This window comes from Candidatus Protofrankia californiensis (genome assembly GCF_900634765.1).
Classification (GTDB): Bacteria; Actinomycetota; Actinomycetes; order Frankiales; family Frankiaceae; genus Protofrankia; species Protofrankia californiensis.
In genome coordinates, this window is record NZ_CAAAFT010000064.1 from 27,957 (window position 1) to 30,263 (window position 2,307).

2 protein-coding genes are annotated in these 2,307 nt (G+C 70.2%); both read right to left on the minus strand.

What is annotated here, in order from left to right:
* Positions 1-1,376 (minus strand): lysine N(6)-hydroxylase/L-ornithine N(5)-oxygenase family protein (locus DD1DGNOD_RS03820; protein WP_346434258.1); only part of this gene is annotated, 1,376 nt, incomplete at its 3' end.
* Between the two features lie 119 nt (positions 1,377-1,495).
* The coding region (locus DD1DGNOD_RS28745) for an IucA/IucC family C-terminal-domain containing protein (protein WP_283234654.1) at positions 1,496-2,307 on the minus strand (812 nt) is incomplete at its 5' end.

A 2,307-nucleotide genomic window follows, 5' to 3' on the forward strand; every position in this document is an offset into this window, starting at 1 on the left:
CGCACAGCCGATTCGGCTGCCGAGCCAGTAGCCGAATTGGTAGCCGAATCGGCAGCTGGCGGACGCTCACCGGAGCTGGGCACCGGCATACCGGGAGGCACCCCGAAGGTCGTGAAAGCCGATCTTTCCGGGACGCGGTAGGCCGATCCGCCGGTCAGGTCGTCGAGGATCACCGCGGCCCGCCAGGCGCCCAGGCCGAGGTCTGGCGTGCCGACCCCGTGGGTGTGCAGTTCGGCGTTCTGGACGTAGATCCGTCCGCTGACCTGCGGTGCGGTCGCGAGCTGGTAGGCCGCGTCCACCTGGTACCGGCCGGTGTCGTCAAGGTCGAGCAGGTCCGCGACCGGGTCGAGCAGGGCGGGCCGGCGGGCCGCGTATCCGGTCGCGAGCACGACCCGGTCGGTCTCGACCATGAACGTACGGTCCTGCGGCACGTGCCGGCAGATCAGCCTGATCCGCCCGTTCGCCGCCCGGATCCCCGATTCGATCGTGACATGGGGCAGCAGGGTCGCGTTCACGGATGCGCCGGCGACGGTCCGCTCGTACAGCAGATCGTAGATCTCCGCGATCGTCTCGGCGTCGATGCCCTTGTACAGCTGCCACTGGGTGGGCAGGAGCGCGTCCTTGGTCGGCTGGTCCAGAGTGTGGAAGTACCGGACGTAGTCGGGGGTGAACTGCTCCAGGCCCAGCTTGGAGTACTCCATCGGGGCGAAGGCCGGCGTCCGCGTGATCCAGTGCAGGGCCTGGCCGGTTTCCGGCTGGGCGCGCAGCAGGTCGGTGAAGACCTCCGCGCCGGACTGGCCCGAGCCGACGACGGTCACGTGTGCGGCGCCGGCAAGCGTGGCTCGCCGCATCCGGTACTCGGCGGAATGGAACACCTCCGGTCCGAGCAGTCCGGCAAGTTCCGCCGGCACCGACGGTTCGGTCCCCACCCCCAGGACGATGTTGCGGGCCGGCACCGTCCGGGTCCGCGTCGAACCATTGGCATGGACGCTCACCTCGACCCCGAACAGCCCGGTGTCCGGATGCCAGCGCAGCGCGTCCACCCGGGTACCGAAACACGTGGAGTCCAGGCCGCAGGCCACCCAGCGGCAGTAGTCGTCGTACTCCTGCCGCAGCACGTGGAAACGTTCGTGGAAGTAGAACCGGAACAACCGGTCGTGCGCGTGCAGATAGGACAGGAACGACCAGCGGCTGGTCGGGTCGGCCAGGGTGACCAGATCAGCGAGGAACGGCACCTGTAGCCGTGTGCCCGGTAGCAGCAGGCCGGGATGCCAGGAGAATCCGGGCCTGGTCTCGAAGAACCGGGTGCGCAGTCCGGGCAGCCCGTCGGCGAGTGCGGCCAGCGACAGGTTGAACGGCCCCAGCCCGACGCCCACCAGGTCGAACGGTTCGCCCTGCTTGCCCCAGCCGTCCCGCTTGCTCTGCTCACCTCGCTCGTCCTGCTCGTCCCGCCTGGGCTGTTCGTCCTGCTGATCCCGATCGTCCGGCCGGGTGTTCACGATCCGAGCTCCGTGACGAGCGGGTTGGGGATGTCGACGTACAGTGACTGGGTTGCGACCGGGCCGGCCAGTTCGTCGCGCCCGTCGACCGCCGTCGCGAGGTTCGCCTTGCATCGCAGGACGGCGGAGTCCAGCAGCAGGCCGAACAGGCCCGGCACGGCCACACCGTCGGCGGTGAGGTCGGCACGCATGCGCACAAGCAATGCGCGCACACCGGCCAGCAGCCGGGCCTCGTCCGCCTTTCCGGCGGCGCCCAAGGCGCCGATCACCCCGAACACATTGTTGATCATAAGGTAGTAGAGCACCCGTTCGTCCACGAGGACGTTGTCGAAGATCGCGGCGAGCCCGTCGCCGAATCCGGGCACGGCGCGGCGGGCGGCGTCCGCGTGGGACGCGGCGACATAGTAGCCCTGGCTGTCGCGGTACCAGCCGGCAGCGGGCCGGCCGCGGTCGTCCAACGTGACCAGGCAGTTCTGCTGGTGGGCCTCCAGACCGACCCCGTGGCGGGCGTACAGGTCGAGGGCTGGTGCGGCGACGACCCGCAGGTAACGGGCGAACCAGTCGGCGGCGACCTCGGCAGGGGGCTCCCCGGCCCGTCCAGCGAGCTTGTCGACGATCTCGGCGAGCATGGACGGTCCGGGGGAGGTGGGATCGGTGCGCACGGTCCGGTCCGGACGGTCGGCGACCAGTCCGGCCACGCACACCACCCGATCACCCACGCCGAACGGGTTCACCCGGATCGCGCTCTCCAGGCCTGGACCGGCTGCGCCTGGACCCGCCGTGCCTGGGCCGGCTGTGCCTGCCCAGC